Genomic DNA, 26,359 nt, shown 5'->3' on the forward strand with positions numbered 1-26,359 from the left:
ACGGGTATACTTTAATTAGATTTGACAATTCGGTTCCCTAATTTCTTAAATTTTTAGGCCCATCAATCTAGAGGTTTCAGCGCTTTTCCTGTACAATAAGGTGTAAGGAAATGGTTAATGTAATCATAGATTGATACAGATAGGTTGATGCAGATGTCAAATCAAAAAAAGCCCGCTTACGGAGGGCAGGCCGTCGTCGAAGGCGTCATGTTCGGCGGCAGGCGCCATTATGTAACGGCGATCCGCAGGAAGGATCAAAGCATTGAATTTTTTAAACTGCCGCGCAAATCGAATCCGGCCCTTGAAAAGCTGAAGAAAATTCCTTTTCTCAGGGGAATCATCGCGATCATCGAAGCGAGCGCGAACGGAACCCAGCATTTGAATTTTTCAAGTGAAAGATATGATCTTGATCCTTCCTTAGACGATCAATTAAAGGAAGAGAAAAAGTCAAAGCTGACCATGATCTTCGGGCTTGCCGCTGTCGGGGTGCTTTCATTCCTTTTCAGCAAATTTATATTTACGCTGGTTCCCGTCTTTTTGGCGGAGCTTACCCGGCCGGTATTCCAGTCTGATGTCGCGCAGATTATGATCGAAAGCTTTTTTAAGCTGATTCTGCTTTTAGGCTATATTTACGTGATCTCGTGCACCCCTTTTATCAAAAGGATTTTTCAATATCACGGAGCAGAACACAAGGTCATAAACTGTTTTGAACAGAACCTGCCGGTTACGGTTGAAAATGTTCAGCGCCAGTCAAGGCTTCACTACCGATGCGGAAGCAGTTTTATTTTATTCACTGTGATCGTCGGCATGTTTGTTTACTTGCTTGTTCCTGCTGACCCTCTCTGGGTCCGTATTTTAAATAGAATCGCACTGATACCAGTCGTTCTTGGCATCTCATTTGAGGTGCTGCAGCTGACAAACAAAGTGAGAAACATACCTGTTCTCAAGGCATTGGGCTATCCCGGCCTTTGGCTGCAGCTCTTGACGACAAAAGAGCCGTCTGACGATCAGGTGGAAGTGGCAATCGCAAGCTTTAACGAGCTTCTTCATATGGAGACCAAAGCAGAGGACGAACAGAAGGAACCTTCTCATATCGTAATGTAACTCTTTAACGATTTGTTAATTTTTTGGGAGGTGGACAGTTATGAAGCAACGGGTACATCCAGTCTCGGCTTTAGTGATTGCGCTTGGAATTTTGGGTTTCGTTTATTTTGCTGTCACAAGCCCCGGCCAAATTGTTTTCGCAGCGGTCGGCGCAATCATTTATTTTGTGGTCAGATATATTTCCAACCGCGATATGGGCGGCGAGGGAGCCGCTTTTAAGAAAGCGGCCAAACAGTCGCACAAGCGTTTTCAGGATCATAAAAAACGCTCAGCCAGAGGCAGGGTTAATCATCTTAGAAGCGTGCCGTCTATCAACAAAACCAAGCCCGTCTTGGTCAAGAAAAAAAGCCAGACTCAGCTGACAGTGATTGAAGGCAAAAAAAGCAAAAAGAAAAACAGAGCTTTCTTTTAATACGTCCACTGTTTCAAAAATAATTCTGTTCGTTTTTTTCCTAGCTCAATCAGAGCTAGTTTTTTTTCTGCCGAAATCGCAAATTCCGTTGACAGCACCTCTTCAACAGGTAGAAAAATAATGTTCCGTTCGTGCTTTGTGGCGATATGCCTGGCATCATGCGCTTCCTTCATCGTCTCAAAAAGCGCTCCAAACAGCTCAAACGCATTGTTGATGACCTTCTTCGGCCTCTCTTTTTCGCACGGCGTCAATGTAACGCCTAGAACCGGGCGCTTTTTTTCAGCGGTAAACAGCCAAATCGGAAAATTGCTCAGCACCCCGCCGTCCACCACCGTTGAGATGCCGGCCGAAGATTTCAGTTTGACGGGCTCAAAAAAATAGGGAATGCTGCAGCTCATCCGAACCGCCCTTGCGACGGAAAACCGTTCCGGATGTAAGCCGTAGCGGGGTAGGTCGTCAGGCAGGACAAGCATCTTGCCATTCGTTAAATCTGAAGCAATCAGCTTGAGCTTTCCTTTCTCAAAGTCGCCGAACACGGAGACACCTTTCCTCCTTAATTTTTCAGAGATCCAGTTTTCAAGCCGATCTCCCTTATACAAACCAAGGCGCCAATAGATCGAAGCCCATTGCAGCATTTTTAAAGGGAAAAAAGAAAATCTCGGATCAAGGAGCTCACCTTCGTCTAATTCCTCCACCATGCTGCGCATCTCCGCACTCGTATATCCGGCCGCAATCAATGCCGCAATGATCGACCCCGCGCTCGTTCCGGCCAGTCTTTTAAAACGGAAACCGCGTTCCTCGAGCGTTTCATATGCTCCTACAAGCGCAATGCCTTTCATTCCTCCGCCTGAAAAAACCCCGTCTATGAACATCCGTTCTCCCCCCTTAAAAGATTGGCCCTACCACCATTTTAGGAAGAAGACAGAAAAAAAAGACCATTAGAAAAACGGCCGCATACAAATAAAAAAGCCGCCGTGCCGCGGCAGCTTTTTCTACTGATTGTCCTGTTCATTTCTTTTTTGGACGCTTCTCAGATCGTCGATCCTTTGGCGGTCATCCTCAAAATACTGCACAAGGTCTCCGACCCGGTCAATGCTGTTCCAGCTTAAATGATGTTCGATTCCTTCAACATCATCATAAATTTTCTCTTCGTCAACACCAATGATTCGTAAAAACTGTTCCAGTAATTCATGTCTGTATACTAAACGCTTGCCTATTTTTTTACCTTTAGGCGTCAGCACGAGACCGCGATACTTTTCATAAATCAAATATTCATCTTTGTCGAGTTTTTGAACCATTTTTGTAACCGAGGAGGGATGGACGGCTAAAGCTTCTGCAATATCTGAGACTCTCGCATATCCTTTTTCTTCTATCAGCATATAAATTTGTTCTATGTAATCTTCCATACTCGGTGTTGTCATCAAATCCCTCCAAATCACACCTATTAAAATCATTACAAGTTTACACTATGTGCATGTAAAAAACAAGCAATCAGATAACGTTTACATCTATGCTCTATCGTTTAAAATTCCATTCATCTGTCGCGTATTTCGTCCGGGCCAATTCCTCGACAAACGCCGTTTCTTCTTCTGTCAGTTCATACGGCTGAAGATGAATGTTAAGCCCTTTTTCAAAGCCTTTTTTAAACGCTTTGCTCGCTTCTTCGATCGTCACTTTTTCCGCGGCCAGCTGATTAATGGCAACTGCCTTTTGTTTAAAATTGCGCTGCATGCGCTCCCTGATGCGGTCGTTTTTATAGATAAACAAATCAAACAGCTTGTCCTCATCCAAATCAAGGAGGATCGAGCCGTGCTGTAAGATGACCCCTTTTTGTCTCGTCTGGGCGCTCCCTGCGACTTTTCGGCCTTCGACAACGAGCTCATACCAGGAAGGCGCGTCAAAGCAGACGGATGATCTCGGGTTTTTCAGGCTTTCTTTTTCTTTCTCCGTTCTCGGTATTGCAAAATATGCCTCAAGTCCAAGCTCTCTAAAGCCTTCAAGAATGCCTTCGGAAATCACCCTGTACGCTTCCGTCACAGTCTGCGGCATGTCAGGATGCTCTTCAGATACGATCACACTGTAGGTGAGTTCTTGATCATGGAGAACGCCTCTGCCGCCGGTCGGCCTTCTTACAAAGCCCAAATTATAGTTTTTGACGGCTTCCAGATCGATTTCCTTTTCAACATTTTGAAAATAACCGACAGAAAGCGTCGCAGGATTCCATCCGTAAAAGCGGATGGTAGGCGGGATCTGCCGTTGGCTGTGCCAGTAAAGCAGCGCCTCGTCAAGTGCCATATTAAAAGCGGGCGCCCGTCGTCCCGAATCGATAAAACGCCATGTTTCCTTTTCCATAACCTACCCTCTTTTTCTTTGGTATAAAATAAGTCTACCATTCCCTTTGAAAATTGAAAATAAATTCGGCTAATCAGATGACAGAATTACCGCCCTTTACTATAATAGTATTTGTCTTAACATATCGATAAAACTTTCCCGTTTAAGGCGGGACGATGTAAAAAGGAGTCGGATCAGATTGTCTACCAGCAGCATTATTGTTCTCATCATTTGCGCCGCACTCATTATCTACGCGGTCGTTTCATACATTTATCAGCAGCGCATTATGAAAACCTTGACAGAAGAAGAGTTCCGCGCAGGGTACCGCAAAGCCCAGCTCATCGATGTGCGTGAACCGAATGAATATGAAGGCGGCCACATTCTCGGTGCAAGAAACATTCCGCTTTCCCAGCTTAAACAGAGAAAAACGGAAATCCGCACTGACAAGCCCGTCTACCTTTACTGCCAAAACAGCGTCAGAAGCGGGCGCGCAGCCCAAACGCTCCGCAAATACGGCTGCCAGGAGATTTACAACTTGAAAGGCGGCTTCAAAAAATGGAGCGGGAAAATTAAAACGAAGAAATAATGAACGGCTGTCTCGTCTGAGACGGCTTTTTTCATACAAAAAAGCCGGCGGAATCATACACCCGCCGGCTTTCATCTTATTCAGCCTCTTTCATAGCGAAGCACAGGCTTGCGCGCCGCTTTTGTTTCATCCATTCGTTTAACAACTGTAGTATGCGGTGCTTCTTGAACCATCTCTGGCGTTTCTTCCGCTTCTTTGGCAATCTGGATCATCGTTTCGATAAACGCGTCAAGCGTTTCTTTTGATTCTGTTTCTGTCGGCTCAATCATGATGCATTCCTCCACATTAAGCGGAAAGTAGATGGTCGGCGGATGGAAGCCGAAATCAAGCAGACGCTTGGCGATATCCAGCGTTCTGACGCCGAGCTTTTTCTGACGTCTGCCGGACAGCACAAATTCATGCTTGCAGTGGCGGTCAAACGGCAGATCATAATACGGCGCAAGTTTCCTCATCATATAATTCGCATTTAAAACGGCGTTTTCCGTCACTTCTTTCAGCCCGTCAGGACCCATTGAACGAATATACGTATAGGCTCTCACGTTTATGCCGAAGTTGCCGTAGTACGGCTTGACCCTGCCGATGGATCGGGGGCGGTCATTGTCAAATGTAAAGCGCCCGTCTTTTTTGACCAGCACAGGTTTTGGCAAATACGGGATGAGATCGGCTTTGACGCCGACGGGACCTGAGCCCGGTCCGCCGCCCCCGTGGGGTCCCGTAAAGGTTTTATGAAGATTTAAATGCACGACATCAAATCCCATGTCGCCCGGCCGCGCTTTACTGAGCACGGCGTTGAGGTTGGCGCCGTCATAATAGAGCTTCCCTCCGGCCTGATGCACGATCTCCGCCATTTCTAAAATATGCTCTTCAAACAGGCCGAGCGTGTTCGGATTTGTCAGCATCAGCGCAGCCGTTTCTTCATTGACGACCCGTTTTAAATCTTCCAGGTCGACAAGCCCATCGGCATTCGATTTGACGGTGACCGTTTCAAATCCGGCAACCGTCGCAGATGCCGGATTTGTTCCGTGCGCAGAATCCGGAACAATCACCTTCGTTCTTTTCCGATCGCCGTTAGCCTCATGGAAGGCGCGGATCATCATCAGCCCGGTCCATTCGCCATGCGCGCCGGCCGCCGGCTGAAGTGTGACCTGATCCATGCCCGTAATTTCCTCCAAATGCTCGCTCAGGTCGTAAAGCAGCTCCAGCGCCCCCTGCACCGTATGTTCGTCCTGAAGCGGGTGAATGGCTGAAAACCCCGGAATCCTCGCGATTTTCTCATTGAGCTTCGGATTGTATTTCATCGTGCAGGAGCCAAGCGGATAAAAACCGGAATCCACGCCGTGGTTTCGCCTTGATAAAGCGGTATAATGCCGCATAATATCAAGCTCAGACACCTCGGGAAGCTCTGCCGGCTCTTTCCTGATATAGGCCTCATCCAGAAGGTCTGATTCATCTGTTTCAGGGACGTCAAGCTCAGGCAGGCTGTAGCCGACCCTTCCTTCTTTTGATATCTCAAAAATAAGCGATTGATCCTGATTATGCATGGCGATCCCCCAATTCCTTGATGAATGTATCTATTTCTTCCTTCGTCCTGAGTTCTGTCACTGCGATCAGCATATGGTCTTTCAAATCCGGATATGACAGGCCGAGATCATAGCCGCCGATGATCTCCTTTTCAAGCAGGCGTTCATTGGCTTGGGTGACAGATTCCTTCAGCTTGATCACGAATTCGTTGAACATAGGACCGTCAAACGCGACTTCAAGGCCCGCCCGCCTGGCGGCTTCTTTGGCATAAGACGCTTTCTGCATATTCTGCCAGGCGATGTCCCTGACGCCTTTTTTGCCGAGAGCCGTCATCGCAACAGAAGCGGCGAGCGCATTGAGCGCCTGGTTCGAGCAAATATTCGATGTTGCTTTATCCCGCCTGATATGCTGCTCCCTTGCCTGCAGCGTTAATACGAACCCTCTTTTTCCATTTTCATCTTCCGTCTGCCCGACAAGACGCCCCGGAACCTTCCGCATCAGCTTTTTAGTGACGGCGAAAAATCCGCAGTGGGGGCCTCCAAACGCGGCCGGTATACCGAATGGCTGGGCATCGCCGACGACGATATCGGCCCCGAATGCTCCCGGAGGCGTTAAGATGCCGAGCGCCAGCGGGTTGGCGGACACGATGAACATGCTTTTTCCTTTATGGGCGATCGGCTCGATTTCGTGCAGAGGTTCGATCTGTCCGAAAAAGTTCGGATATTGGACGATAACGGCTGCGGTTTCATCACATACCGCTGCGTCAATGGCTTCGATATCAGCCGTCCCGTTCTTGGCAGGCACTTCCACGACTTCGATGTACTGCCCTTTTGCATAAGTTTTCAGCACCTCGCGTGATTCCGGATGAACGGTCTCCGAGACGACGATTTTTTTCTTTTTCGTATGCCCTGATGCAAGCATCGCGGCTTCCGCCAGCGCCGTTCCGCCGTCATACATGGACGAGTTGCTGATATCCATTCCCGTCAATTCGCATATCATCGTCTGAAATTCAAAGATCGCCTGCAGCTCCCCTTGCGAAATTTCCGGCTGATATGGGGTGTAGGCCGTATAAAATTCAGATCTTGAAATCACATGATCGACAATGACCGGCTGATAATGGTCGTACACGCCCGCTCCCAAAAATGAAGCGTACGCGGCCGTGTCTTTATTCTTTGCCGCCAGCTTTGTCAGTTCTTTCGTGAGCTCCGTCTCGGATTTTGCTTGTTTAATTTGATATTCGCCTTTAAATCTGACGCTCTCTGGAATATCGGAGAATAAGTCGTCAATCTGGCTGACTCCGATCGCCTCTAGCATCTCTTTTTTATCCTGATCTGTCGCAGGCAGGTAGCGGTGCTTCATCTTCAGTCTCCTTTCATGATCATGGCAAACTTACGGCTGCCGTTTATAAAATGGGGTTTTCGCAATTTTCGCTTTCAGACGCTTTTTCCTGATTTCAACCTCGACAATGGTGCCGAGTTCGGCAGCCTCTTTTTTGAGCAGAGCAAGACCGACGTTTTTTTTCAAGGTCGGCGATTGTGTTCCAGTCGTCACTTCGCCCGCTTGTACGCCTTGATGGTAAACGGGATACCCGTGCCGCGGAATTCCTTTATCAAGCATTTCAAGCCCGACGAGTTTTCTGTCGACTCCCTCTTCTTTTTGTTTTGCCAAAACAGACTTGCCGAAAAAATCCGCCTCTTTTTTCGTTTTAACAGCAAACCCGATCCCTGCTTCAATCGGCGTAATGTCTTTTGTAAGCTCCTGTCCGTATAGAGGGAGCTTCGCTTCAAAACGCAAGGTGTCTCTGGCGCCAAGACCGCACGGAATGAGGCCTTCATCCCGGCCCGTCTCTAAAAGAAGCTTCCAAATGCGGGCTGCATCTTCACCTCGGCAGTAGATTTCAAAACCGTCCTCTCCCGTGTACCCCGTTCTTGAGACAAGCGCCCGCACGCTGCCGACCGCGGTTTCATCCCGGAAGGTAAACGGCTTTAACGCGGCAAGGTCAATGTCTGTCACTTGTTGTAAGATCTGTTCGGCTTTCGGTCCCTGAAGGGCAAGCAGAGAGATTTCATCTGAGATGTTTTTGATCTTCACATCCCCCTCCGCATGCCGATTCAGCCAATCGATGTCCTTGCCGATGTTGGCTGCGTTGATGACCAGCAGATAGCGCCCGCTTCCCTTCATATAGACAAGAAGATCGTCAATCGTCCCGCCGTTTTCATCGCACATCGCTGTATACTGTGCGCCGCCTTCCTTCAATGCGGCAACATCATTGGTTAAAAGCTTCTGTAAAAACGGCAGACTGTCAGCGCCTGTGACCTCGACTTCCCCCATATGGGAAACGTCAAACAAACCGGCTTTCGTCCTTACCGCTTCATGCTCTTCTTTGATCGATGAAAACTGAACAGGCAGCTCCCAGCCGCCAAAATCAATCGTCTTTCCGCCATATTCCTTATACAGGTCAAATAAAGGCGTTCGTTTCAGCATCCTGCTTCCCCCTTTGTGTTTTAAGTTTGCCAATCATCAGAAAACGCGAAAGATTTCAATAACAAAAGCTCTTCATGCAGCCGGCATTCACGGCACAAAAAAGGACAGAGAACCCCCTTTGTCAGTTCGGAGGCTCTCTGTCCTGGCACCTGAAAGTTTACTTTGCATAAACGCAAAGATGTCCCCTTTGGTGGTTTGCTAAGCATGATTATGGTACAAACTCTCTCCAGAGTTGCGTCAAGCAAGAGTTCTTTTGCCTGAGAGATTCACTATTTCACAGTTTGCTCCTTCGGCGCCGTTATAAGGGATTCCTTATCGGTCTCTCCCCTTGCTGTCATTCGCTCATATTCATTTCTTTTCATGGACATACTAGATAAAGCGTACGATTTTTTCGCTGATGATCTACAAATATCCTACCATCATCACAGCGTTTGGGCAACAGAAAAAAGCATTAACATTTCATTATTTTTCATTTGAATTGTTCGCGTTTTATTCATTTCTTGATTAAATCAGCTTGATTCATAAAAGATTATCTTTTAAAAAAGAACATTCCATTAAATGATAAGAGAGGAAAGGCGGCGATATGATGATTCCAGAGATTCATTTTGACAAGGAGTGGCCTGAACAGTTTGCGGAACACCTTGAACAGGACGGTCCTTGGGCGAATTGGGAGCTTTACCAGCTTTCCTGCGAGGTGCAAAAACGCCTGGCGATTCCAACCTTTGAAGGGCTACAGGCTCCACACCATCTGCCTGATTTCACCCCGCTTCCCCACCAGCTTGAGGTCGCTCGAAAAGTGGTCGAACAGATGAACGGGAAAGCCATTTTAGCCGATGAAGTAGGTCTTGGAAAAACGGTTGAAGCCGGCTTGATATTAAAAGAATACATGATTCGCGGTCTGGCAAAAAAAATTTTAATTCTCGTGCCCGCTTCACTTGTATCACAGTGGGTAAAAGAACTGCGCGACAAATTTTTAATCCCGGCCGTCGAGCAGAAAAAAAGCTATGTATGGGAGCAGTGTGACGTTGTCGTCTCCTCCCTTGATACAGCGAAACGTTCGCCTCACCGGGAAACGGTATTATCCATTCAATATGATGTGGTGATTATTGATGAAGCTCACAAACTGAAAAACAATAAAACCAAAAACTACGAATTCGTCCGCAACTTAAAGAAAAAATACTGCCTGATGCTGACTGCGACACCGATTCAAAACAAGATTGACGAAATTTTCAACCTCGTCTCCCTTTTAAAGCCGGGCCATTTAGGCAATGAAAGCAACTTTAACAAAGATTATTCAAAACAAATCAATTCCGCCGAGGCGCACGAGCGATTGAAATCGCTCATCAATAAAGTCATGATCAGAAACAGGCGGCAGGATACGGGAATCACATGGACGAAGCGCCATGTCGAAACCGTGCCGATTTCTTTTTCTCCGACCGAACAGGCTTTATATGACGAAATCACAAACCTGAAAAAAGATCACCGCCATTCGGCCGGCATGTTTTCGATTATGACATTGGAGCGCGAATGCTGTTCAAGCAGAGAAGCGGTCTATATGACGCTGAAAAACATGCTCGACAGGAAAGACCGTGAAGCCCCTGTCATCGGAGAAGCCGCGATTCATCAGCTGATCAACAGGGTAAACGAGGTTACACAGAACTCCAAAGCGATGAAAGTCGTCGAGCTGATTCAGGAACTCAACGACAAAGTCATCATTTTTACGGAATACAGGGCGACGCAAATTTATCTGCAATGGTTCCTTCAGCAAAATGGGATCAGCTCTGTGCCGTTTCGCGGCGGCTTTAAACGAGGAAAGAAAGACTGGATGAAGGACTTGTTCCGGGGCAAAGTTCAGGTGCTGATCGCCACGGAAGCGGGCGGTGAAGGGATCAACCTTCAATTTTGCAACAAAATCATCAACTATGATCTCCCCTGGAACCCGATGCGCCTTGAACAAAGAATCGGACGGATTCACCGGCTCGGCCAGGAACGGGACGTCTATATTTACAATATGGCGACAAAACATACCGTAGAGGAACATATCTTGAAGCTTCTCTACGAAAAAATCCATTTATTCGAAAAAGTTGTTGGCGACTTGGATGATATTTTGACAAAAATAGAGGTCGGTCATTTTGAAGAGCACCTTCATGATATCCTCTATTATTCAGCATCTGACGAAGAAATGAAAATCAAAATGGAAAATTTGGCATCGTTTATCTCCTGCGGGGACGACGCTGTTCAAGACCACAAACAGATTGGAGGCTGAAGGATGAGGCAGGAAGAAATACAGCGGTTTTTAGAACGCTTTTTCACCGCGAATCGATGCGACATCATTGACAAGAGCGCCGGCCATATCACCGTGCAGCTGACCGCTGAAGTCGATAAACAAATTATGAACAGGCCTTTTTATTGGCACTGGCTCGAGAAAACGGGCGGACAGCCGAATCCGATGAAAATTACGCTGATTACAAATGAAGAAGCGGCGCCTGAGGATATTGAAGGGGAATTTATTCATTTCGGCTCACCGAGGCTATTTCAAATTTTTCAGGCGGTAAAAAAGAACGGAAAATTTATCCGTCTTTATGAAAAGGTCCGCTTTATGGGAGGCCATACGCCCCTTGAACCGTGGCTCGGCTTGAATGTAACGATCTCATTCCAGTCCGACATGAAAAAAGACAAGCTTCTGTCTCTCGGCCTCCATTTAATCAGCGGACAGCTGATAGAAGGGTTTCAAGAACAAATGGAAGAAAGGGCGCTCTCTACGCACATTTCCGACTACTGCTACACCATGTCGCCTTTAATCAAACCGGAAAGCGGCATCAAACGGCTTGAACGCTATATCGAACAAGCCGCCAGAAGCGAGCCTCTTGATTGGGCTGAAGCTTCTCTTAAAAGATGGAATAACGACCTTTCCCTTCTGAATCAGTTTTATGAAGAGACGGAAGAAAAGCCTGAGGAATACGAAATTGAAAAAAAAGCCCTGCAAACACTGTACGAACCAAAAATCGAAATGAAGATCGAAAACGGCGGTTTGTTTTATCTGCAGAAAAAAACCTCAGGATAATTTTTCCGATTCGACACGGTTCTTCTTTTTATTCAGAAACCTAGGATTATAATGGAAGTAAGACGATAAACTTTCGCATCAACAATTGGACAAGTTTGGAAAAATGCTGAGGCCAGCGATTTATCTTTGTTGCCAACAACAAGGTTGACTGAAATACATAACCAAGTATTTTGGGAGGGGACATGTATCATGAAAGCGAAAAGTGAGAAGGAAGAATTGGACAAGGAGTGGGAAGATCTCATCAAAAGCGCTCTCAGAGCAGGTATTAGTCCAGAGGAAATAAGAATTTTTCTCAATTTGGGTCATAAGCCTTCGGAAGCTTCCACACCAATTGAAAGAAGTCATTCAATAAATCCTTTCTGAATGTGCTATAATATCGAAAGGAAGGTGATGACATTGATTGGCCAGCGTATTAAACAATATCGAAAAGAAAAAGGCTACTCACTATCTGAACTAGCTGAAAAGGCTGGGGTAGCGAAGTCTTATTTAAGTTCAATAGAAAGAAATTTGCAAACAAACCCCTCCATTCAATTTCTAGAAAAAGTCTCCGCTGTTCTGGACGTCTCGGTTCATACCCTGCTTGATGAGAAAGATGAAACCGAATACGATGGTCAATTAGATAGTGAATGGGAAAATCTAGTTCGTGACGCGATGGCATCAGGGGTTTCTAAAAAACAATTTCGCGAATTTTTGGATTATCAAAAATGGAAGAAAAGACAGGAAAAGGAGTAAGTGTCACATATCTTACTCCCTTTGGCATTTAAAAAATATAACGACGCCGATCAAATTTACATAAAAAAAACGGATCATGTTGATCCGCTTTTTTTTAATGGATAGCATTATTTATCTTCACTGTGTGCTCTTTCGTTCTCTTTAACATATCCTTTTTCATCGGCGTGTTTATTTCCATCGATGGTTAAGCCGTTCCATTGAGTACCCTCAAATGAGAAGTCAAGCTGTACAGAATCTCCTTGATATTTGTTCTGTATCATGTTGCCGTTGCTGTCTGTTGTTGTGTCATTGATAAATTCAATGACCATTTCGACTTTGTCGAAATCGTATGGATCTTTTGGAATACCATCGTATTGAGGCGCAGTCTTGCCCTTGATTGTCGCGACATTGATTTTGCCGTTGTCATGCAGGAAGCCCGGCTCAATTAGCTTTTTGATTTTTTCCATTGAGCTTTTATCTTTTTTCGCAGACATATTGTACAGATCATAGAGATTCGCGGAATCAAGAATGATGTTTTTAGGATATCCGTTTCCGCCTTCAACGCCGACAGTCAATACGCTGACTTTAAACTGTTTCAGGAAGTCTTCGGCAGAATTTTTCCCGCCGTTTTTCGCGTTGGCGTCAACGAAATTGCTGAAGCCCATCTGCATTAACACTTCTTTAATGGCCAATGAACCGTCATTTTTAAATGTGAATTCTTTTTTGAATTTATCACCCGGTTTTAAGTTTGACAGGTTCACTCTCGCAGACGTTTCTTTCGCATTTAAGTCAAGCGTACCTGCTGCATACGTAGCTTGTGTCGTTTCGATATCGTTAAACGCGGCCCAAGTTCCCCCTCCTACTAATGCCAGCCCAAGAGCAGCGGACGCAACTCCTAATCCAATTTTTTTCTTTGTACCCATGATAACTCCTCCTTTTATAATTGAAAAATGCTATATATGGAGACCTGAATAACAGGTGACCAACGAAAGTTACATTGAAACCCGGTCTTTTCCGGCGGCTTCGATTGCTTTTGTTTTTTGATCAATTTCACGCAATGCCGCGGATATCGTAATGACCGCATAAAGAATTAACAAGAGACCCGGCACGATCAACAAGATGGCTGTGCCGATGGGTTTGCTGGCGAAATCCAGCAGATACCCCGCATATGGAACGGTAATTCCCGAATACTTTGCGACAACGTTTTCCGCCAAAACAGGATCGGAATCGGGATTTTGGTTGTTGTCACCTTTTGTTTTAAATACGAGATTTGATTTATGTTTTGTTATACCGATAATCCGGTGGGTAACCATTGTGTTCTGATCTTGCATGAATGTAATAATATCGCCCTTTTTCAAGGACTCGGGATTTGCAACTTTTTGAACGGCGATAATTGATCCCGTTTTAAACTCCGGCTCCATTGAACCGGATAAAACCGTCTTCAATTGATAGCCGAACAGCTGAGGCTCCCCGCCCGACGATTTTGTTGATATGACAACAATGACCGCCGCAATGATCAGCGTGAAAATAATCACATATAAGAAATTGCTGACCCATTTCATGATTTTTTTCATGACGCATCCCCGCTTTCTAATGAATGTTTCTCTTTATTTTTTTCCTCACGGACGGACCGACCGCCGTCTGTTCCTTGTTTTTCTGGCTCGATTTTATCTGTTCGTTCAGTCTCCCGGAATGTTTCCGGCTTGTCTTTACGATCTGGTTTGGATTCGGCTTTTTTTGGAGGCTTCGGCGTCTTTTCTTTGCAGTCGCTGAGTTTCATCACCTTTGACCAAATAAACGGCTTTCCCCGTTTGATATCAGGATGACCTTCAGGTTTTATCAATTTAAAAACGTAAATTCCTCCACTTACCGCACGATTTGACTCAATCCTGTATAGATGGCTGCGGACTTCCTTGCCAACCGTGCCTTTGTCTATGACAGCCCCGTCTTTCAGCGGCTTTGAAGAGCTCTCGATTTTGTGCAGCTCCCATTTCCATTCTGAAGCGGTTATGCTGTTGCCGCGGTTTTTAAATTCAGCAAATAAAGGCAACGGCGCACAAGTGCTTCCTTTTGTTTTTGTCTGTTTTTGAAGCTTCAAATCGCTTCCATCCCACTCTCTATCATCTATGTCCTTGAATTTTGCAGACGCTTTCATTGACATGCTGTATTTTTCCACATCATGGAACGATGCGTTCGTATTTTGATTCAGCTGACTCCCCAGTCCAATCAAAAGGTAAATGATCAACATCATTTGAAAACCGATGATCGTCTTTTTGTCTTTTTTTCGGCGTCTCCTAGTTCGAGATAATCTAATCATGACTACCCTCCTAGCAGCTTTTCGTTCGTTTTAAAGAACCTAACAGTTAGAGTATAAAGAACAAAGCTCACAATTGAAAACTGTCAAAATAGTCGATTTAGTTCGTTTTACAGAACATTTTCATTCAATTCCTCAAAAAAACTCTTAAATTCTCATCTTTTTGAAAAAAATGAAGTTCTTTATAATGTACACAATTTATTCTTATTTTTTTGTATAAACTGTGTCGACAAGGAAAAAAATAGGGAGGAAAGGATGGTGACCCATGCTGAAAAAGATCATATTATGCGTCCTTTTATTGCTTGTAAGTTCAAAACCGCTGTATGTACAAGGAGCAGGCTATCAAACAGCCGTTATGACGAAATGGGAAGAAAAAGCTGTTCAGGAAGCCAAAAAGAGATACCCGGAAGCTGAAGTCCGGCTCACCCAAAAGGTATGGGACCGAAAACGAACTGATGAAGCTGTTAAACAGTACCACCTGACCCTTAGTGAAGGAAATAAAGATTTTGGCGTATTTGTCACCATTTCGTACGAGCCTTCAACCCATAAAATTAATAAAGTGGTAGTTGTTGAAGAATATAAATAAGCCGCTTTCCTTTAGGAAAACGGCTTCCTATTTCTTGATTGAAATTCGAACCTCCTGGCCCGCGGCCCGCCGAATGGGGATGCCTTTTCTATCTTATGATTTATGACGTTTAAAAAACATCATGCAGCCGATAGGAAGAATCCCGAACCAGCGGTATATGCGGGACGGCGGTCTGCTTTCTTTGCGCTTTTCTTTCATTTCTTTTCTTTCTTGTTTTGGTGTATCCATATACTTGACAAGCTGTTCTGTCATATATTTCACATAATCGTTCGTTTTCATCTGCTCACCTCATCGCACTTCTTATGATGAAGTGTTGTCAGGCGCATACTTTTTTATACGTCTTTTTCAGGCTTAACCGCTACTTCTCTTTCCACCGGCTGATTTTCTTTTTCTTCAAATGATATTGAAATTCCGCAGTTCTCACGGTTTTCGCTGCTGTTTTTATCTTAATCCTCACAAGCTTCGTCTGTTTACCGGCTGGCAAAATGGAATACGAGACCGCACCATACGCCTTTTTTTCCTCTCTTTCCCGTTCGTCTTGGATATGCCGGACGGAATAAAGAACCCCATTTCGAAGGAGATTTTGCTGGGTGTAAAACTCTTTCGTTTGTTTGGCAAACGCTTGCTTCGTGATAAAAACCGCCGCGGAATGGCCGGCGCACAGCATGCAGATCATCGCCATAAAAAGCGCTGCGGGATAAATATAGCCTTTGGAATTGTACAGATTTAACCACCTTCATCCAGAATGATAGATTGGAAATGCCGCGCGATACTTTTTGCCGTTAAGACCGATGACATCAAAGATAACGTGGTGATCTTCAAGTCTGAATTTTACGCGTTTGACATGCTGCAGCATCGGCATATGGCCTTTTGAATTTACTCTTTTGCGAATCAATGTCCGATACGGTTCATAGCGGACCGCATCACCTAAAGAATTTTTCAACTCAAGTACCCGGCCGTTGTTCTTTACTTTAATGTCCTCAGCTTCTTTGCATTCTTTGAGCATCTGTTCAGCTGTAATGGTCCATTCTTCCGGACGGATATCATCCTCGTTGACAGCCGGGGATAAAAACAGATGAAACATTGAGACGGCCGTTCCGGCAATGAACATGTAGACCATTAATGAACTTAAAGTATTAAGAAGGGTAAAGCCCTTTTGTTTTGAGAATTCCGAAACAATGCTGGCGGTCTTTTCTGTCTTCAATGGAGATGCAAACTTTATATTCATCTCCTTTTTCCTCCCATTCAATAAAGTAGGCGGTTCCCTGATAAAAAACGGTTTCTGCCGCCTGATAACGCCCGGTCAGCATGTAGCGGCTGATCTTCTCATCTAAGATGCGGTATGCTTCTTCTTCTTTTCCCATCATGTCAGCTTTCAATTCGAGCTGATGATATGCCGGAATTAAAAAAGCGGCTATCATCATCCAAATACTAAATGCAGAAACAGTTTCAAGTGTCATAAACCCTCTATTTTTTTTGAACATTGATTCTGCCGCTTCCTAAATAAATCGTCAATTCAAACGAGGTTTTATTTGCATTAATCAACAGTTTTCCTCCTTGATTCGGAGCCCCGCTCGGGCTATAGGTGAAATGTTGTCCGATTGTCGATTTTTTTATGTCAATTTTGTGATCATACTCCCTGACAAGATAAGGGGGTAAGCTTTCATCAGCCGGCTTGATGGTATATTTGTAATGATCGGTATCAAACAGTACTTTCACCTTCTTGTTTTGAACAAAAGCTGACTGCTGGGCAAAAAGCAAATCTGCTTCAAGCTGTGCAGCAAAATGCTGGACAATCCTTTTTTCATAAGCGGATGGCAATCCGGCAAATAAACATATCATCATAATCGAGCTGATCAGCAAAACGGTGAGGCTTTCAAGAAGAGTAAACCCTTTTTGATACCTTGCCATTATCGGGTTTGTACACTGCCATTTGAAATCACAATCGGTTTTCCGTTAGGACAAGCCAAGTTCTTCTTAATGTATCCCTCTGATTCCAGATCGCCCAGACTCGGCGTTTTTCCGTCATGATCGATCTCATAAGCCGTAATTTGGGCCTGAATCATGCTTTTTAATCCCTCACAGCCTTTCTTTTGAATACTTTGGTTGTGCTTGGTGACATTCGGGATCGTAATTAAAAGCAGAATTGATATGACAAGCATGACGACTAGCATTTCAATCAGCGTAAATCCCTTTTCATTCATTTGGACGGCCTCCTTTATAACTGATTCATCATTTGATACATTGGCAACAGCATGGACAGATAGAGTATTAAAATCATGGCCGCGGTAAAACCGTAAATCAGCGGCTGCAGCAGGCCTGTCCACTTTTCCGCTTTCTTTTCAAACCGGTCGATCAGAAATTGGCTGTATGAATAAAGCTCTCTGTGAAGCTGGCCGTTTAATTGGCCGTGAGCCACCACCTTTGATAGGTCCTTTTCATAAAACGGGTGTCCGTTTAACATATGTTCTATCGCTTCCCCCTGTTTCAGCCTCTCGATCAGCCGTTTAGCTTCCTTTTGGAAAAACGGCAAAAAGGGCTGGCTTTCAAACGCTTTTAAACTGTCATATATAGACAAACCGGATGTAAGAAGATTGCTCAGCTGAAGTGATAAAAAGTAGCTGTTAAACAATTTGAGGATTCTGCCTGCCAGCGGAATTCTGATGAGAAGAGCCATTTTGTCTTCAGGGGGCTTTTGGCGGAAAGCGTACAAATAATACGCCCAAAAAACAGCAGCGGCGGCTAGTATGCACAGAAACAACAAGGAGAAACTTTCAAAAAATAAAAAGATGAAGGATGTCAGAAAGGGCGTTTCTATGTTCATCGAGTCATAGATCGCGGAAAACTGCGGAACAATGGCGGCTTTCATCATATAGACAATGAGGCAAACCGTCAAAATCAAAAATGCCGGATAATGTGCGGCTTTTTTGATTTTTTCGGCCTGTTCGATTTTACGGCGGAGCAATTCGCCGCTCTGCATAAAAGCAAATGGCACATTACCGTGACGTTCGGCGAAATAAACGATGCTGACGGCAGCTTTATGAAATGAAATCATATTTAAAACTTGAAAAACAGGATACCCTTCCGCAAGCTTTCTCCTCCCGAATGCAATATCCGTTTTTTGCTGCCGCTTTAATTGCAGTTCCAGCATGCTTAATGCATCAAGAAGCGTATAACCGTTCATCATCATCTCGCCAAGCTTTTCAAGGAACTCTGCCTGTTCCCCGACAGGCCATCTGTTCTTAATCGGCTTCATGATGCACCCAGCGTTCATAAGATCCGGCCGGCACATAACCGAGCGCTATCCCTTTGCGGATCAATTTTCTCAATGTGTCGAAGCGGTTGTTTACATATGCGCCTTTAGCTTCTTTTATACAAAGATTCAGGCTCTTTCCATACAGAAGCTCAAAAATGCTTGCTCTTCTGACTTCCCTCGCCATTCTGCAATAAAAAGAACACTGCTCTCCGCAAAATGGACAGACAAGATTGACGAGTCGTTGCGCGCTTACAGCAACCAGCGTCTGTTCAATTTCTGTCATTGTGACGCCGAATTCAAGCAGTCTGTATATCGCGCCTTTTGCGTTTTTCGCGTGCATGCTCGATAATACAAGATGACCCGTCAGCGCCGCTCTGACCGCGGTTTTGGCTGTTTCTGCATCGCGGATTTCCCCCAGAATGATCATGTCCGGATCATGGCGGAGAACAGCCTTTAAGCCGGCAGAATATGTCATACCCGCCTTCTCATTTACCTGTACTTGAAGAACATGCTCGCTTCTGGATTCCACCGGATCCTCCAGGGTAATAATATTGCGGTTAAAATGCTGTTTTGCATATTCGATTAGCGAATACAGAGTTGTCGTTTTTCCCGAACCTGTAGGGCCGGTGAAGATCATCAGGCCGTGTGAATGCTTCAGAAAAGACAGCAGCTTCGACGTTGCATCCGGAAACAATGACAGGCTTCTGAGCGGCGGGGCACTTGCTTGCGGCAAAACGCGGATCACCAAGCTTTCATCGTATACAGTGGGCAAAGTCGACATTCTTAAATGAACAGGCTTATTGTTCACTTGAAGGGTTAAAGCACCGCTTTGCGGCTGTCTCCGTTCTCCGATATCCATTGAAGAAAGAAATTTAAAGTGGGAAATCAGCCTTGAGCACTCAAGCCTCGTCAGCCTGTCCTTTTGAATCAATTCACCGTCGATTCTAAAACGGATAATCGCCTCTTTTTTACACGGAACAATATGAATGTCAGATGCTCTCATTCTGCATGCCTCTTCGATTACTCTCCCGCTTAATGGTTCAATCGCTTGCAAATCCTTGCGCCTCCTTTCTAACCGCAGTTTAGCGAAAAGCGCCGGAAGCTTCAAATCCTCAAAAAAAGAAAATGAGCGGGTTGCGGAAGGCAAAAAAAGAATATGAAAGACGAAAATCTATTTTTAAAAAACGGGTCCTCATACCATGTTTTTATCATTTTGCACGGAGACGTCTCCTTCCCAGATGCGAAAACCTTTTTTAGAAAGTGCCACTGCGAGACTTTGCTCTGTTTTGATATTGGAAAAATCGATGCCGATCTTGACGACCGTCTGGGCAATCTCGGGACGAATGCCGGAAATAATCGTCTCAATCCCTAGAAGCCTTGTGCTGTCAACTACCCTGAATAACTGGTAAGCAACCATTGTATCAACAATCGGAACACCTGAAATATCAATGAACAAATGAGTCAGATGAAGCTCTGCACATTGTTCAAGGGCGGATTCCAAAATGACTTTAGCTCTATTTGTATCGATTTCTCCTATGAGGGGCAGAACGCCTATATGATTTGAGATCGGAATCACTGGAGCGCTTAATTCACGGATCATTTCCTTTTGGGCATGCAATTGTCTGATTGTGGTCCTGTCATACTCATCCATAAATTGCTCAATGAATTCATCCAACATCAAGTTAAGCCGTTTACTCCACTCAAAAGCTTCTTTTTTGGAAATGTCATGTGCACTTTCATTTGAAAATGTTTCGATTTCATCCATAAAGATGCGCCGGAATATTTTAAAACCTTTTAGGCTTTCATGAATGGGAGCTTGGATGACAGCCTTGTCCCGCGCTAATTTTCTCGCGCACTCCAAGGCTGCCTTCCATTCCTTTTGCGGCTTTTTTTCTGTTAATATATTGATGACCGCCTGAACAAATTCTTTATATTGCTTTGCCGTAGAAAGACCGGATTGTTGAATCGGCGTATTTGATAACCATTCATCTGTGATGTGACTCGACCGTTTCATGAAATGCTGATAAAGGGCTGAATTTTTGCTTTTCATATCCATCCTCCTTAAGTAATTGCATTAGAACATCCCATATGTATAAAACAAAAATTTTTGCTAAAACTAAACGTGTAGTATGATGGGCTATAGCCAAGCGGTAAGGCAACGGACTTTGACTCCGTGATGCGCTGGTTCGAATCCAGCTAGCCCAGTTTTCCAAGCGTAAAAACCGAAGATATGCTGAAAAATTCCGTTTTCAGCAATCTTCGGTTTTTTCAGGACACAGATCGTTGCAAAGCGTTTTTCTTCGATAGCTTTAATAACTCGCCGGGATTATATCCGACAACAAGCTTGTCTCCGCTCACGAGAATCGGGCGCCTCAAGAGCTTCGGTTTTTGAATGAGCAGGTCCACTACTTCGCTAACCGTCAGCTCCTCAATATTCAAATTGAGCTGTTTGAACGCCTGGCTTCTCGTCGCCAATATTTCATCGAAGCCTTCTGTTGTCAAAGACAGAATATGCTTTAATTCTTCTTGATTCGGCGTCTCCCTGAATAAGTGGCGCTCTTTAAAATCAATCTGATTCGCTTTCAGCCAATGTTTTGTTTTGCGGCATGATGTGCAGCTTGGATAAGAGTAAAAAATCAGCTCTTCCATGTCCGTTTCCTCCTTTTTTATTGCTATGCCTTGTCTTTGTTATGATACGTACCCGGGATCTTTTTTTATTAAACACGGTAAGAAAATTTCATGCCGGCCATTCGATCACAAAATTGTAAAAAATGAATTGATTTTCTCAAAATGAAAATGTTTACATTTCAAGATGAACTGATCTATAATAGAAACAAAGGGGCTTTCTGGGAGGGATATCAATGAATCGCATGTTCCGCGTGTTGGGTTTCTGGACAGGTATTTTTGCGGTCATGTTTTATTTAGGAGATATGAAGGATGCGTCATTGCTGTTTTTCGGGCAAACCGTTTTCTTTGTTTTCTTATCGTATCTCAACTTGACAGAACGAATGTACATTTATATTTTCGGCGCATATTTGACGGTCTTTTTTGCTGGATTTACATACTATTCGGTTTTTATTATGGTTCCCGGCCAAGGAGGCCATTAAGGCAAGAAAAAAGAGACGATCCGCTTGGATTTCGTCTCTTTTTTCCTGTCTATAGCGTAAAGCCGTTGATGAACGGATTTTGTTCCTGTTCCGTCATCAAATCCGTCTCTGGTCCATGTCCGCTTAATACAAGCGTCTCTTCAGGCAGAGAGAGCAGTTTTTTATGAATGCTGTCCATCAGAACGTCATGGTTTCCGCCGGGAAGATCTGTGCGGCCGACGCTCCCTTTAAACAGGACATCTCCGGAGATGATCATGTTTTCCTCTTGTACATAATAAGAGACGCTTCCGGGAGAATGGCCTGGGGTAAAGAGAACCTGAAGCTTAAATGAGCCGATTTTGAGCTCGTTCTCCTCATCGATCAGGCGGTCGGCTTTTTCCGCGGTAATCTGCTGCCCCGTCAGCAGGGCCGATCCGTTTAATGAAGGATCTGTCAGCCATTCGGCTTCATTTTCATGGACATAGACGGGAATATTCCACTCTTTTCTTACCTTGTCCACAGCCCCGATATGGTCAAAATGGGCATGCGTCAGCAGGACGGCAAGCGGTGTAAGCCCTTTTTCTTTTATGTATGCGTTCAGTTTTCCGGCTTCACTGCCTGGATCAAATATTAAGCAGGTGCCGTCATCATTTGATAAGATATATGCATTTGTTTGAATGGGCCCTAAAGGCATTCTTCTCCATTTCATCTTTTTCACCTCGATATCATTATGAAGGTTTTGAGAGAAACTTTCAATGAATCATGTTACCCTCGACAAAGCTGATGAAAACGGTTAAAATAAAATTGGAAATAAACTGCAGGGGAACCAAACGAAGGGGGTTTATATTGATGTTGCTCGTAATCATTTTTGGCCTTGTCTCGATATTATCTGCTATTGGGGTTCTTCGTTCGCTCAAACAAATCAACGTTCTCGGAATATTGTTCGGCGGAGCCGCTTTTTTGGTCTTCGGCTGGTTTACGGTCATGACGATTATTCACAGCGGGTATCCGACAGCACACTAAAGCTGCCTTTTCTGCGCATGGGACAGCCTTGCTCCGGCCGGAACAAGGCTTTTTTATTTATCGGTTTAAATGTTTTTGAACGCTAGACAGCTTGCCTTCCATTGTCGTTTTCTTATCGCGCCGGTCATCAATTCTGATATTGGTGGCCACCCTGTGTATCCCCTTTTGAAAAGGTGCCTCATGGATGGTCTGAATCACCTGAAACACATCGCTTAATTCACCTTCAATTAAGGTGTTCATCGGTGTCAGCTGATATTTGATTTTGCCTTCTTTTTTAAACTCTTCTAAAATCGTTTGAATCTCCGCAACATACGCGCTTACACTCGGGGTTTCTGTTCCAATCGGAATGATGGTTACGTCTGCTATCGCCATTGTACTGCTCCTTCCTATTCCTTCTCTACAAGGGATTTTATTGTTTTTGAACCGAGTGACATGACCTTATCCTGCGCATAGCCGTACAATGCGTATTTACCATCAGGAGACACAGTGATCGGAAGCATTTCGATGCCTTCCTGAACCACCCGCCGGTCTCCTGTTTTAAGATTGATGGATATCAGATCAAACAGGGAGCTAGATTCACCCGGCTGATACGTATAGAACCATTCATTTTTCTGATCATAGCTGTATTCCATTGGAGACAGGCTTGCATCATCGGAAAACAGCGGAAGGGTGAAAGACAGCCGTTTTTTCGATGATGGTACATCTGAAAATATGTAGGTTCCCTCCCCGCTTTTTTCAGATGATGTCACGATCAGCCGCACATGTTTAAATACATCGGCATGCAGCGCGTCATCCGCGAGCTTCTTTTCCCTTCCCGCCGATATGTTATAGGAATAAACAGGAGCCGGCTTTTCCCGGTCCCTGTTATCCCACTTCACATAATCGAACGAATCGGGCGATGTCCAATGAATGAAAGCGGCCTGGACGACGTCTTGGTCTGTTTTATTTTCCTTTGCATTGATCAATAACGAACGATACTCCCAATCTTTTGTGAATGCCGTTACATATAAAAGATAAGGATCGAATTCATTCCAGTCCACTTGAAGTTCATGGGTGTTGAATCCTTTTGCAAACAGCTTTTCGCCCCGCGTATTGATAAGCGTCAATTTAAATTTGGAGCCGTCTCCTGCAGTTTGGACGAGAATCATATTTTTTTCCCGGTTAAGTTCAGCTGTGATCAGCCGTTCATCGGTTTTATATATCGTTTTTTCCGTCCCTGTAAATATATCATATGACTTTACTTCACTTCCTGCAACCGGGTCTGTTGCGGTATATAAAATGGTTTCATTATCCAGCCACCCTGCCGCCTCATCAAAATACCGGTCCTTCAGCGATACAATCTTTTTTTCTCCGCTTGCTTCATCGCTTTTTTTCTTTCCGTCGGTCACCGCATGATGGTCACCTTCTGAACCGCTAGATTCCGAAGGTGTACAGGCGGCTGTTAAAACTGTCATCACAGCGGCTATGATTAATAATGAAACTCTCAAACCAGCCATTCTCCTTCCATAAATGTTCGGCTACCTCCTTTTACGGTTTTGCGCCGCAAAAGGTTTCAGCCCTCAAAAAAACATGATGCCCAAAGAATTCCTCTGCTTTTACAATATATATCGTCAAATTGTTCCAATGGTAAAGGGTTTTTCCCTTTTCCAAGTTCAACGGTATACCCCTCTTTGCCGAAATGATGGATGAACCAGTCCCTAAAACCGGCGTAGCTGTCAATGTATCTGACGCCTTTATAGCCGCTGAACCGCTCAAACGTTTGAATGACGTCCGCGGATTCCCGGGGCTCATAGCCTTTATAGCCCCAATAAATCTCTTCCCCTTGTGTATGAAGCGCGACAAGGCGGTCCGGCGGGCGCCTTACGATCAAATTCCTCATGGCTGCCGCCTCAGGCTCTGTAAGCGGAGCGTCCCCGGGATAGTCCCGGTATGAAGGCGCTTTAGGTGGCTTTCGCTGTTTTTCGATTTCCCAAAAAGACGGAAATTGATTGTTCAAATCCACTCCATTGATATTCGCTTTCCATTCTCTATAATCAGGCTGATATTCATTCATTTCATCCAGTGTCTTCCGCTCTAGTCCGAGATGACCGGGACCGTGCAAAACAAGGTCAACGCCATCGGGATTTACAAGCGGAACAATTGAAAGTTTTGTCATGCGGAAAAGCTGCACAGGGGAAAACCCGAACACTTGCTCATCTTTGCATAAAGACAGGCAATATTCTTTTATCCATTTCATGAGCACCGATGTGGTGATCCACTCGTTCGCATGAAAAGAGGCATTGATATGCGTTCTTTTTTCGGCGTTCTCCTCTCCGATGTTCAGTTCATAAATAGGCTGGCCCAATACAGAACGGCCAATGATATGGTATGTGACAAACGGAAAACAATCTGCAATTTTTTCCATTTCTTGTTTCAATGTTTGTGAATCATGAACCGCCCTATTTGTCAGCCATTTTTCATGTTCCAGTTTCGGCTGCCTGTTTACCAATATTTTCATCTCTTCATATGTTTCGGCTGCCGGCGCTTCTTTTCCTGCTTGAACATGCAATCCGGGAAAATAAAATACGTCTAAGTCCGCGTGAAGGTTTGCGCTGATTAAAAGCGGTTCGGGTATGTTCAGGATGTCTGACAATCTTGTCATGTCTTGTTTTAACTCCGGTTTGATGTAGATGAATGCCATCAATGATCCCTCCCACAATAGCATATGTAGGATGCCTGTTCAAAAACTCCGCGCGTTTGCAAGCGAAAAAAGCTTCCGTCCACAGGACGGAAGCGCCGCAAAAAACGTTTCTTTTATTTTATTTCGTCAAACTGTCTGTAATGAACTTCAGCTGTCCTTCTAAAGAAATCGGATCAGAAAAATAGAAGCCGATCGGGTCGATTTTATAGACATGTCCATGTTTGACAGCGTCAAGATTTTTCCAGATGGATGTTTCAAACACGCCGCCGTCGTCTCCTCCTGATTGCCAAGGTCCGATAAACATATAGTCTCCGGCGAAGTCAGGCAGCTTTTCTAAAGAAATGCTCGTATATCCAGGGCCTTGGCTGATCGCTTTTTCTTTTGTCAGCTTCGTTGCCTTTAAACCAAGATCTTGATAGATGATGCTTCCACCCCGTCCGTATTTATCTCCGAATACGTAAATTTCTTTTCCATTTGTCTGCATAACGGAAACCGTTTTGTCGCCCACGGCTTTTTGCACTTTAGATTTTGCCGCTGCAACTTTTTTATCCCACTCGGCCAGCCACTTTTCCGCTTTATCTTCAGTACCCGTCATTTTTCCGAAATCCCTCAGCTGTTCCGTGCTGCTCTTGCCATACTTCAAAGCAACAGTCGGCGCGATTTTTTCCATCTTCTCGATATCCACCTTTTGAGTTGTCCATACAACGATCAGATCCGGTTTTAAATTAATGATTTTTTCAGCAGACATACCGTCTCCAATGTTTGTCACACCATCGGTTTTCCCTTTGAAATACGGGTTTTGGAAAACCCTTTCAGATGCCCCGACCACTGGAATGCCAAGCGTCTTCAAGTATCCGTAGTAGTCGTCGGCCAGGACAACTACTCTTTTAGGATGCTTAGGAACTTTAACCGTTCCATTTTCAGCCTTGTATGTAATCGTTTCTTCCTTATTTGAGTCTGAAGAAGAACCTTTGCTTTCTGTTTTATTTCCGCATGCTGCCAGTGCTGTAATCAATAATAAGGCAAAGAATGCAGCAATGAATGTCCTGCGTCTAAAAGCCATATATCATACCTTCCTTCCGAACTATTAGTGATAAAGAGAATCATTATCAATTCGATTATACCACAGCTTTTCATCCGTAAACCATTGTTTTTTTGAAACGATGAAACCGCGTCCAAAGAGCATAAAAAAAGCTTCCAC

General features: G+C 44.6%; 34 protein-coding genes, 1 tRNA gene and 1 riboswitch. Of the genes, 11 read left to right on the forward strand and 24 right to left on the reverse strand.

Annotation, left to right across the window (positions count from 1 at the left end):
* The first annotated feature begins 153 nt into the window (after positions 1-153).
* Positions 154-1,104 carry a DUF1385 domain-containing protein gene (locus R5H20_RS14900; protein ID WP_006637516.1) on the forward strand — a complete coding sequence of 317 codons (951 nt, stop codon included), beginning with the start codon at positions 154-156 and terminating at the stop codon, positions 1,102-1,104.
* 40 nt (positions 1,105-1,144) lie between these two features.
* Positions 1,145-1,516 carry an SA1362 family protein gene (locus R5H20_RS14905; protein WP_317907647.1) on the forward strand — a complete coding sequence of 124 codons (372 nt, stop codon included), beginning with the start codon at positions 1,145-1,147 and terminating at the stop codon, positions 1,514-1,516.
* On the opposite strand, the gene R5H20_RS14910 is transcribed toward R5H20_RS14905, so the two are convergent.
* The 3 genes from R5H20_RS14910 to R5H20_RS14920 all read right to left on the reverse strand — a co-directional run bounded on the left by R5H20_RS14910 (position 1,513) and on the right by R5H20_RS14920 (position 3,868).
* Entirely contained in the window at positions 1,513-2,388 is an 876-nt protein-coding gene (locus R5H20_RS14910; protein ID WP_006637518.1) for a patatin-like phospholipase family protein, read from the reverse strand. The two genes, R5H20_RS14905 and R5H20_RS14910, sit on opposite strands and share 4 nt — an antisense overlap.
* A gap of 120 nt (positions 2,389-2,508) precedes the next feature.
* Positions 2,509-2,937: a transcriptional regulator MntR gene (gene mntR, locus R5H20_RS14915; protein ID WP_006637519.1), complete on the reverse strand. Its 429-nt coding sequence runs from the start codon at positions 2,935-2,937 to the stop codon at positions 2,509-2,511.
* Between the two features lie 94 nt (positions 2,938-3,031).
* A complete protein-coding gene (locus tag R5H20_RS14920; protein WP_006637520.1) occupies positions 3,032-3,868 on the reverse strand; it encodes a lipoate--protein ligase family protein in 837 nt (278 codons plus the stop codon).
* Between the two features lie 178 nt (positions 3,869-4,046).
* On the opposite strand from R5H20_RS14920, the gene R5H20_RS14925 reads away from it, so the two are divergent.
* Positions 4,047-4,433 (forward strand): rhodanese-like domain-containing protein, encoded by a 387-nt coding sequence (locus R5H20_RS14925; protein ID WP_006637521.1) that lies wholly within the window; start codon positions 4,047-4,049, stop codon positions 4,431-4,433.
* Between the two features lie 80 nt (positions 4,434-4,513).
* On the opposite strand, the gene gcvPB is transcribed toward R5H20_RS14925, so the two are convergent.
* From gcvPB to gcvT, 3 genes are read right to left on the reverse strand one after another with little or no spacing between them, the layout of a single operon-like run.
* On the reverse strand, positions 4,514-5,974 hold the full coding sequence (gene gcvPB, locus R5H20_RS14930; RefSeq protein ID WP_006637522.1) for an aminomethyl-transferring glycine dehydrogenase subunit GcvPB: 1,461 nt from the start codon (positions 5,972-5,974) through the stop codon (positions 4,514-4,516).
* Positions 5,967-7,313 (reverse strand): aminomethyl-transferring glycine dehydrogenase subunit GcvPA, encoded by a 1,347-nt coding sequence (gene gcvPA / locus R5H20_RS14935; protein ID WP_006637523.1) that lies wholly within the window; start codon positions 7,311-7,313, stop codon positions 5,967-5,969. Before gcvPA ends, gcvPB begins: the two co-directional genes overlap by 8 nt.
* Positions 7,314-7,343: 30 nt before the next feature.
* On the reverse strand, positions 7,344-8,438 hold the full coding sequence (gene gcvT, locus R5H20_RS14940; RefSeq protein ID WP_006637524.1) for a glycine cleavage system aminomethyltransferase GcvT: 1,095 nt from the start codon (positions 8,436-8,438) through the stop codon (positions 7,344-7,346).
* 235 nt (positions 8,439-8,673) lie between these two features.
* Positions 8,674-8,776, reverse strand: a riboswitch (glycine riboswitch).
* A 248-nt stretch (positions 8,777-9,024) separates the two neighbouring features.
* On the opposite strand from gcvT, the gene R5H20_RS14945 reads away from it, so the two are divergent.
* The 4 genes from R5H20_RS14945 (at position 9,025) to sinR (ending at position 12,234) form a co-directional block, all read left to right on the forward strand.
* The gene (locus tag R5H20_RS14945; protein WP_006637525.1) at positions 9,025-10,704 is read left to right on the forward strand and encodes a DEAD/DEAH box helicase; all 1,680 of its coding nucleotides are present in this window, start codon (positions 9,025-9,027) and stop codon (positions 10,702-10,704) included.
* A 3-nt stretch (positions 10,705-10,707) separates the two neighbouring features.
* Complete coding sequence (locus tag R5H20_RS14950; RefSeq protein ID WP_006637526.1) at positions 10,708-11,502, forward strand: YqhG family protein; 795 nt, start codon at positions 10,708-10,710, stop codon at positions 11,500-11,502.
* 189 nt (positions 11,503-11,691) lie between these two features.
* The gene (sinI, locus tag R5H20_RS14955) at positions 11,692-11,865 is read left to right on the forward strand and encodes an anti-repressor SinI (protein ID WP_006637527.1); all 174 of its coding nucleotides are present in this window, start codon (positions 11,692-11,694) and stop codon (positions 11,863-11,865) included.
* A 33-nt stretch (positions 11,866-11,898) separates the two neighbouring features.
* A complete protein-coding gene (gene sinR / locus R5H20_RS14960) occupies positions 11,899-12,234 on the forward strand; it encodes a transcriptional regulator SinR (RefSeq protein WP_006637528.1) in 336 nt (111 codons plus the stop codon).
* A gap of 107 nt (positions 12,235-12,341) precedes the next feature.
* On the opposite strand, the gene tasA is transcribed toward sinR, so the two are convergent.
* The 3 genes from tasA to tapA all read right to left on the reverse strand — a co-directional run bounded on the left by tasA (position 12,342) and on the right by tapA (position 14,530).
* Positions 12,342-13,136 (reverse strand): biofilm matrix protein TasA, encoded by a 795-nt coding sequence (tasA, locus tag R5H20_RS14965; RefSeq protein ID WP_006637529.1) that lies wholly within the window; start codon positions 13,134-13,136, stop codon positions 12,342-12,344.
* A gap of 69 nt (positions 13,137-13,205) precedes the next feature.
* A complete protein-coding gene (gene sipW, locus R5H20_RS14970) occupies positions 13,206-13,787 on the reverse strand; it encodes a signal peptidase I SipW (protein WP_006637530.1) in 582 nt (193 codons plus the stop codon).
* A complete protein-coding gene (gene tapA / locus R5H20_RS14975) occupies positions 13,784-14,530 on the reverse strand; it encodes an amyloid fiber anchoring/assembly protein TapA (protein WP_006637531.1) in 747 nt (248 codons plus the stop codon). Before tapA ends, sipW begins: the two co-directional genes overlap by 4 nt.
* 262 nt (positions 14,531-14,792) lie before the next feature.
* On the opposite strand from tapA, the gene R5H20_RS14980 reads away from it, so the two are divergent.
* Positions 14,793-15,113 carry a DUF3889 domain-containing protein gene (locus R5H20_RS14980; protein ID WP_006637532.1) on the forward strand — a complete coding sequence of 107 codons (321 nt, stop codon included), beginning with the start codon at positions 14,793-14,795 and terminating at the stop codon, positions 15,111-15,113.
* Between the two features lie 93 nt (positions 15,114-15,206).
* Here the strand turns inward: R5H20_RS14980 and R5H20_RS14985 are convergent, their stop codons facing one another.
* The 9 genes from R5H20_RS14985 to R5H20_RS15025 form a co-directional block, all read right to left on the reverse strand.
* Positions 15,207-15,392, reverse strand: coding sequence for a YqzE family protein (locus R5H20_RS14985; RefSeq protein ID WP_006637533.1), 186 nt, complete (start codon positions 15,390-15,392; stop codon positions 15,207-15,209).
* A gap of 79 nt (positions 15,393-15,471) precedes the next feature.
* The gene (gene comGG / locus R5H20_RS14990) at positions 15,472-15,795 is read right to left on the reverse strand and encodes a competence type IV pilus minor pilin ComGG (protein ID WP_224254418.1); all 324 of its coding nucleotides are present in this window, start codon (positions 15,793-15,795) and stop codon (positions 15,472-15,474) included.
* Between the two features lie 54 nt (positions 15,796-15,849).
* Positions 15,850-16,341, reverse strand: coding sequence for a competence type IV pilus minor pilin ComGF (gene comGF / locus R5H20_RS14995; protein ID WP_224254419.1), 492 nt, complete (start codon positions 16,339-16,341; stop codon positions 15,850-15,852).
* Positions 16,250-16,597 carry a competence type IV pilus minor pilin ComGE gene (comGE, locus tag R5H20_RS15000; protein ID WP_006637536.1) on the reverse strand — a complete coding sequence of 116 codons (348 nt, stop codon included), beginning with the start codon at positions 16,595-16,597 and terminating at the stop codon, positions 16,250-16,252. Before comGE ends, comGF begins: the two co-directional genes overlap by 92 nt.
* Complete coding sequence (comGD, locus tag R5H20_RS15005) at positions 16,581-17,024, reverse strand: competence type IV pilus minor pilin ComGD (RefSeq protein WP_006637537.1); 444 nt, start codon at positions 17,022-17,024, stop codon at positions 16,581-16,583. Before comGD ends, comGE begins: the two co-directional genes overlap by 17 nt.
* Positions 17,024-17,317, reverse strand: coding sequence for a competence type IV pilus major pilin ComGC (gene comGC, locus R5H20_RS15010; RefSeq protein ID WP_006637538.1), 294 nt, complete (start codon positions 17,315-17,317; stop codon positions 17,024-17,026). Before comGC ends, comGD begins: the two co-directional genes overlap by 1 nt.
* Positions 17,318-17,331: 14 nt before the next feature.
* Positions 17,332-18,369: a competence type IV pilus assembly protein ComGB gene (comGB, locus tag R5H20_RS15015; RefSeq protein ID WP_006637539.1), complete on the reverse strand. Its 1,038-nt coding sequence runs from the start codon at positions 18,367-18,369 to the stop codon at positions 17,332-17,334.
* The gene (gene comGA / locus R5H20_RS15020; protein WP_006637540.1) at positions 18,356-19,423 is read right to left on the reverse strand and encodes a competence type IV pilus ATPase ComGA; all 1,068 of its coding nucleotides are present in this window, start codon (positions 19,421-19,423) and stop codon (positions 18,356-18,358) included. Before comGA ends, comGB begins: the two co-directional genes overlap by 14 nt.
* Before the next feature lie 138 nt (positions 19,424-19,561).
* Positions 19,562-20,419, reverse strand: coding sequence for an STAS domain-containing protein (locus tag R5H20_RS15025; protein WP_006637541.1), 858 nt, complete (start codon positions 20,417-20,419; stop codon positions 19,562-19,564).
* Positions 20,420-20,502: 83 nt separating this feature from the next.
* Here R5H20_RS15025 and R5H20_RS15030 point away from each other — a divergent pair.
* Positions 20,503-20,574, forward strand: a tRNA-Gln gene (locus R5H20_RS15030).
* A 63-nt stretch (positions 20,575-20,637) separates the two neighbouring features.
* Here R5H20_RS15030 and R5H20_RS15035 read toward each other — a convergent pair.
* Positions 20,638-21,018, reverse strand: a complete 381-nt coding sequence (locus R5H20_RS15035; protein WP_006637542.1) for a Spx/MgsR family RNA polymerase-binding regulatory protein — start codon at positions 21,016-21,018, stop codon at positions 20,638-20,640.
* Positions 21,019-21,230: 212 nt separating this feature from the next.
* On the opposite strand from R5H20_RS15035, the gene R5H20_RS15040 reads away from it, so the two are divergent.
* Positions 21,231-21,476, forward strand: coding sequence for a DUF2626 domain-containing protein (locus R5H20_RS15040; protein ID WP_006637543.1), 246 nt, complete (start codon positions 21,231-21,233; stop codon positions 21,474-21,476).
* Positions 21,477-21,525: 49 nt separating this feature from the next.
* On the opposite strand, the gene R5H20_RS15045 is transcribed toward R5H20_RS15040, so the two are convergent.
* Positions 21,526-22,164, reverse strand: coding sequence for an MBL fold metallo-hydrolase (locus R5H20_RS15045; RefSeq protein ID WP_006637544.1), 639 nt, complete (start codon positions 22,162-22,164; stop codon positions 21,526-21,528).
* 140 nt (positions 22,165-22,304) lie between these two features.
* On the opposite strand from R5H20_RS15045, the gene R5H20_RS15050 reads away from it, so the two are divergent.
* Positions 22,305-22,478 carry a DUF2759 domain-containing protein gene (locus R5H20_RS15050; protein WP_006637545.1) on the forward strand — a complete coding sequence of 58 codons (174 nt, stop codon included), beginning with the start codon at positions 22,305-22,307 and terminating at the stop codon, positions 22,476-22,478.
* Between the two features lie 57 nt (positions 22,479-22,535).
* Here R5H20_RS15050 and R5H20_RS15055 read toward each other — a convergent pair whose 3' ends face one another.
* The 4 genes from R5H20_RS15055 to R5H20_RS15070 all read right to left on the reverse strand — a co-directional run bounded on the left by R5H20_RS15055 (position 22,536) and on the right by R5H20_RS15070 (position 26,221).
* The gene (locus tag R5H20_RS15055; RefSeq protein WP_006637546.1) at positions 22,536-22,850 is read right to left on the reverse strand and encodes an MTH1187 family thiamine-binding protein; all 315 of its coding nucleotides are present in this window, start codon (positions 22,848-22,850) and stop codon (positions 22,536-22,538) included.
* Positions 22,851-22,864: 14 nt separating this feature from the next.
* On the reverse strand, positions 22,865-23,974 hold the full coding sequence (locus tag R5H20_RS15060) for a YqgU-like beta propeller domain-containing protein (protein ID WP_029419374.1): 1,110 nt from the start codon (positions 23,972-23,974) through the stop codon (positions 22,865-22,867).
* A gap of 56 nt (positions 23,975-24,030) precedes the next feature.
* Positions 24,031-25,158, reverse strand: a complete 1,128-nt coding sequence (locus tag R5H20_RS15065) for a M14 family metallopeptidase (protein ID WP_006637548.1) — start codon at positions 25,156-25,158, stop codon at positions 24,031-24,033.
* 118 nt (positions 25,159-25,276) lie between these two features.
* Positions 25,277-26,221: an iron-hydroxamate ABC transporter substrate-binding protein gene (locus R5H20_RS15070; protein ID WP_006637549.1), complete on the reverse strand. Its 945-nt coding sequence runs from the start codon at positions 26,219-26,221 to the stop codon at positions 25,277-25,279.
* Between the last annotated feature and the right edge of the window lie 138 nt (positions 26,222-26,359).

It is taken from the genome of Bacillus sp. KICET-3 (assembly GCF_033261025.1).
In the GTDB taxonomy this organism is placed as follows: domain Bacteria; phylum Bacillota; class Bacilli; order Bacillales; family Bacillaceae; genus Bacillus; species Bacillus sonorensis.